Annotated in this window: 2 tRNA genes and 3 rRNA genes; all 5 read right to left on the bottom strand. The window is 50.8% G+C overall.

Going from position 1 to position 5,399, the window contains the following annotated elements:
* Nucleotides 1-50: 50 nt before the first annotated feature.
* The 5 genes from rrf to AC1RN6_RS24020 all read right to left on the bottom strand — a co-directional run bounded on the left by rrf (nt 51) and on the right by AC1RN6_RS24020 (nt 5,271).
* Nucleotides 51-163: ribosomal RNA gene (rrf, locus tag AC1RN6_RS24040) — 5S ribosomal RNA — on the bottom strand.
* A 141-nt stretch (nt 164-304) separates the two neighbouring features.
* Nucleotides 305-3,176 (bottom strand): 23S ribosomal RNA (locus AC1RN6_RS24035).
* Nucleotides 3,177-3,462: 286 nt separating this feature from the next.
* Nucleotides 3,463-3,538 (bottom strand) — tRNA-Ala (locus tag AC1RN6_RS24030).
* 8 nt (nt 3,539-3,546) lie between these two features.
* A tRNA-Ile gene (locus AC1RN6_RS24025) sits at nt 3,547-3,623 on the bottom strand.
* A 115-nt stretch (nt 3,624-3,738) separates the two neighbouring features.
* A 16S ribosomal RNA gene (locus AC1RN6_RS24020) occupies nt 3,739-5,271 on the bottom strand.
* The 16S, 23S and 5S rRNA genes sit together here with 2 tRNA genes alongside, the layout of an rRNA operon.
* Nucleotides 5,272-5,399: the final 128 nt, after the last annotated feature.

Below are 5,399 nucleotides of genomic sequence, written 5' to 3'. Positions count from 1 at the left end.
ACAGCAAAAAGCCCCAGACCTTGAGATCTGGGGCTTAAGCTTAATTAATAGCCTGACGATGACCTACTTTCACACTGGTTGCAGCACTATCATCGGCGCGAAGTCGTTTCACGGTCCTGTTCGGGATGGGAAGGGGTGGTACCAACTTGCTATAGTCATCAGGCATAACTTGTATTGTTGTGTGGGTCCAGTTGTAGCTAGGATGGCCAAACAACGCAATCTGGGAAGAAGTAAATTTTATCTTTGGGTGTGATGCACATAGGCAAACACTTTATAACTCTAAAGCTATAACAGCTAATGTTATAGGGACAAGCCACACGGGCAATTAGTATCAGTTAGCTTAACGCATTACTGCGCTTCCACACCTGACCTATCAACGTCCTGGTCTCGAACGACCCTTTAGGGGAGTTAAACTCCCGGGAAGTCTCATCTCAAGGCGAGTTTCCCGCTTAGATGCTTTCAGCGGTTATCTCTTCCGAACTTAGCTACTCGGCAATGCCACTGGCGTGACAACCGATACACCAGAGGTTCGTCCACTCCGGTCCTCTCGTACTAGGAGCAGCCCCCTTCAAACTTCCAACGCCCACGGCAGATAGGGACCAAACTGTCTCACGACGTTTTAAACCCAGCTCACGTACCACTTTAAATGGCGAACAGCCATACCCTTGGGACCGGCTACAGCCCCAGGATGTGATGAGCCGACATCGAGGTGCCAAACTCCCCCGTCGATATGAACTCTTGGGAGGAATCAGCCTGTTATCCCCAGAGTACCTTTTATCCGTTGAGCGATGGCCCTTCCATACAGAACCACCGGATCACTATGTCCTACTTTCGTACCTGCTCGACTTGTCAGTCTCGCAGTTAAGCACGCTTATGCCATTGCACTATTAGCACGATGTCCGACCGTACCTAGCGTACCTTCGAACTCCTCCGTTACACTTTGGGAGGAGACCGCCCCAGTCAAACTGCCTACCATGCACTGTCCCCGATCCGGATAACGGACCAAGGTTAGAACCTCAAACAAACCAGGGTGGTATTTCAAGGATGGCTCCACGCAGACTGGCGTCCACGCTTCAAAGCCTCCCACCTATCCTACACAGATTGGTTCAAAGTCCAATGCAAAGCTACAGTAAAGGTTCATGGGGTCTTTCCGTCTAGCCGCGGGTAGATTGCATCATCACAAACATTTCAACTTCGCTGAGTCTCGGGAGGAGACAGTGTGGCCATCGTTACGCCATTCGTGCAGGTCGGAACTTACCCGACAAGGAATTTCGCTACCTTAGGACCGTTATAGTTACGGCCGCCGTTTACTGGGACTTCAATCAAGAGCTTGCACCCCATCATTTAATCTTCCAGCACCGGGCAGGCGTCACACCCTATACGTCCACTTTCGTGTTTGCAGAGTGCTGTGTTTTTATTAAACAGTCGCAGCCACCTTTTTATTGCAACCCGTTTGTCCTTCTGGCGCAGGCCAGTCAAACTACTAGGGCGTACCTTATCCCGAAGTTACGGTACAAATTTGCCGAGTTCCTTCTCCCGAGTTCTCTCAAGCGCCTTAGAATACTCATCTCGCCCACCTGTGTCGGTTTGCGGTACGGTCTCGTTAGACTGAAGCTTAGAGGCTTTTCTTGGAACCACTTCCGATTGCTTCGCGAACAAGTTCGCTCGTCCCATACCCTTGAATTACGCTGCCGGATTTGCCTAACAGCCTTCTCTGATACAGAAACCGGGACATCCAACACCCGGACAACCTTCCGCGATCCGTCCCCCCATCGCATCTAACGACGGTGCAGGAATATTAACCTGCTTCCCATCAGCTACGCATCTCTGCCTCGCCTTAGGGGCCGACTCACCCTGCTCCGATGAACGTTGAACAGGAAACCTTGGGCTTACGGCGTGGAGGCTTTTCACCCCCATTATCGCTACTCATGTCAGCATTCGCACTTCTGATACCTCCAGCATCCTTTACAAGACACCTTCGCAGGCTTACAGAACGCTCTCCTACCATATGCTTACGCATATCCGCAGCTTCGGTGACTGGCTTAGCCCCGTTACATCTTCCGCGCAGGACGACTCGATCAGTGAGCTATTACGCTTTCTTTAAAGGATGGCTGCTTCTAAGCCAACCTCCTGACTGTTTTAGCCTTCCCACTTCGTTTTCCACTTAGCCAATCTTTGGGACCTTAGCTGGCGGTCTGGGTTGTTTCCCTCTTGACGCCGGACGTTAGCACCCGACGTCTGTCTCCCAAGCTCGCACTCATCGGTATTCGGAGTTTGCAATGGGTTGGTAAGTCGCGATGACCCCCTAGCCATAACAGTGCTCTACCCCCGATGGTGATACTTGAGGCACTACCTAAATAGTTTTCGGAGAGAACCAGCTATTTCCAAGTTTGTTTAGCCTTTCACCCCTACCCACAGCTCATCCCCTAATTTTTCAACATTAGTGGGTTCGGTCCTCCAGTGCGTGTTACCGCACCTTCAACCTGGCCATGAGTAGATCACTTGGTTTCGGGTCTACACCCAGCGACTGAACGCCCTATTCGGACTCGATTTCTCTACGGCTTCCCTATTCGGTTAACCTTGCCACTGAATGTAAGTCGCTGACCCATTATACAAAAGGTACGCAGTCACCCCTTACGAGGCTCCTACTGTTTGTATGCACACGGTTTCAGGATCTATTTCACTCCCCTTCCGGGGTTCTTTTCGCCTTTCCCTCACGGTACTGGTTCACTATCGGTCGATTACGAGTATTTAGCCTTGGAGGATGGTCCCCCCATGTTCAGACAGGATTTCACGTGTCCCGCCCTACTTGTCGCAAGCTTAGTTCCACACTAATGATTTCGTGTAAGGGGCTATCACCCTCTATGGCCGGACTTTCCATTCCGTTCCACTATCAAAAATGCTAAATCTTGCAGGCTGGTCCCATTTCGCTCGCCACTACTTTGGGAATCTCGGTTGATTTCTTTTCCTGCAGCTACTTAGATGTTTCAGTTCGCCGCGTTCGCTTCACAGACCTATGTATTCAGTCAGTGATACCCTTGCGGGTGGGTTTCCCCATTCGGAAATCTGCGGATCAAAGCTTGTTTGCTAGCTCCCCGCAGCTTATCGCAAGCTACTACGTCCTTCATCGCCTGTAATCGCCAAGGCATCCACCATGTGCACTTATTCACTTGTCCCTATAACGTTAGCCTCTCTTCCGAGAGATCGTTATAGAGCTTTTTGAGTTTAGCGTTTGCCGTATTGCCAAAGTAAGTCTTCTAATTGCTAAGATCACTTCGTAATACTTTGATTGATACAATCACACCCATCAACTTCTCACACAAGGACCGAAATCCTGGCGCGCGTCGTTGACGAATACTTTACTTCTTCCAGATTGTTAAAGAACAAAAACAGCTATTGATCACTAAAAGACCAAACCTAAATCCACACGCGTTTTGCATGCGACTTAGGTTTGACGTTTCTTGGTGGAGGTTGACGGGATCGAACCGACGACCCCCTGCTTGCAAAGCAGGTGCTCTCCCAGCTGAGCTAAACCCCCGAAACTTTTGGTGGGTCTGGTTGGGCTCGAACCAACGACCCCCGCGTTATCAACACGGTGCTCTAACCAGCTGAGCTACAGACCCGCTTGGATCAGTAATCAGAGCCAGCATGCAGGCATTGCCTGCGCCGCAACCGAATAACTGTTCTTCTTTACTAACAGACGATAAGTGTGGACGCTTAACTTCATGCGCACTCTAGAAAGGAGGTGATCCAGCCGCACCTTCCGATACGGCTACCTTGTTACGACTTCACCCCAGTCACGAACCCTGCCGTGGTAATCGCCCTCCTTGCGGTTAGGCTAACTACTTCTGGCAGAACCCGCTCCCATGGTGTGACGGGCGGTGTGTACAAGACCCGGGAACGTATTCACCGCGACATGCTGATCCGCGATTACTAGCGATTCCAACTTCATGTAGTCGAGTTGCAGACTACAATCCGGACTACGATACACTTTCTGGGATTAGCTCCCCCTCGCGGGTTGGCGGCCCTCTGTATGTACCATTGTATGACGTGTGAAGCCCTACCCATAAGGGCCATGAGGACTTGACGTCATCCCCACCTTCCTCCGGTTTGTCACCGGCAGTCTCATTAGAGTGCCCTTTCGTAGCAACTAATGACAAGGGTTGCGCTCGTTGCGGGACTTAACCCAACATCTCACGACACGAGCTGACGACAGCCATGCAGCACCTGTGTTACGGTTCTCTTTCGAGCACATCCAAATCTCTTCGGACTTCCGTACATGTCAAGGGTAGGTAAGGTTTTTCGCGTTGCATCGAATTAATCCACATCATCCACCGCTTGTGCGGGTCCCCGTCAATTCCTTTGAGTTTTAATCTTGCGACCGTACTCCCCAGGCGGTCTACTTCACGCGTTAGCTGCGTTACCAAGTCAATTAAGACCCGACAACTAGTAGACATCGTTTAGGGCGTGGACTACCAGGGTATCTAATCCTGTTTGCTCCCCACGCTTTCGTGCATGAGCGTCAGTGTTATCCCAGGGGGCTGCCTTCGCCATCGGTATTCCTCCACATATCTACGCATTTCACTGCTACACGTGGAATTCTACCCCCCTCTGACACACTCTAGCCGTGCAGTCACAAATGCAATTCCCAGGTTGAGCCCGGGGATTTCACATCTGTCTTGCACAACCGCCTGCGCACGCTTTACGCCCAGTAATTCCGATTAACGCTTGCACCCTACGTATTACCGCGGCTGCTGGCACGTAGTTAGCCGGTGCTTATTCTTCAGGTACCGTCATTAGGCAAGGATATTAGCCTCACCCGTTTCTTCCCTGACAAAAGAGCTTTACAACCCGAAGGCCTTCTTCACTCACGCGGCATTGCTGGATCAGGCTTGCGCCCATTGTCCAAAATTCCCCACTGCTGCCTCCCGTAGGAGTCTGGACCGTGTCTCAGTTCCAGTGTGGCTGGTCGTCCTCTCAGACCAGCTACTGATCGTAGCCTTGGTGAGCCTTTACCTCACCAACTAGCTAATCAGATATCGGCCGCTCCAGGAGCATGAGGTCTTGCGATCCCCCACTTTCATCCATAGATCGTATGCGGTATTAGCTAATCTTTCGACTAGTTATCCCCCACTCTAGGGCACGTTCCGATATATTACTCACCCGTTCGCCACTCGCCACCAGGAGCAAGCTCCCGTGCTGCCGTTCGACTTGCATGTGTAAGGCATGCCGCCAGCGTTCAATCTGAGCCAGGATCAAACTCTTCAGTTCAATCTCTGTTTTGCCATTTCTGGCTGATTCTTGCGAATCGGTCACTCACTCAAAATACTGACAGATAATTTCTTACCTATATTTCTTTGTGAGCGTTTAAATATTTAAAGTTTCCAGACCCGAAAGTC

The sequence above is a fragment of the Herbaspirillum sp. GW822-FHT03A08 genome (assembly GCF_058801885.1).
The sequence above is the reverse complement of the archived record's forward strand: the minus strand, read 5'-3'. Positions and strand labels throughout refer to the sequence as shown.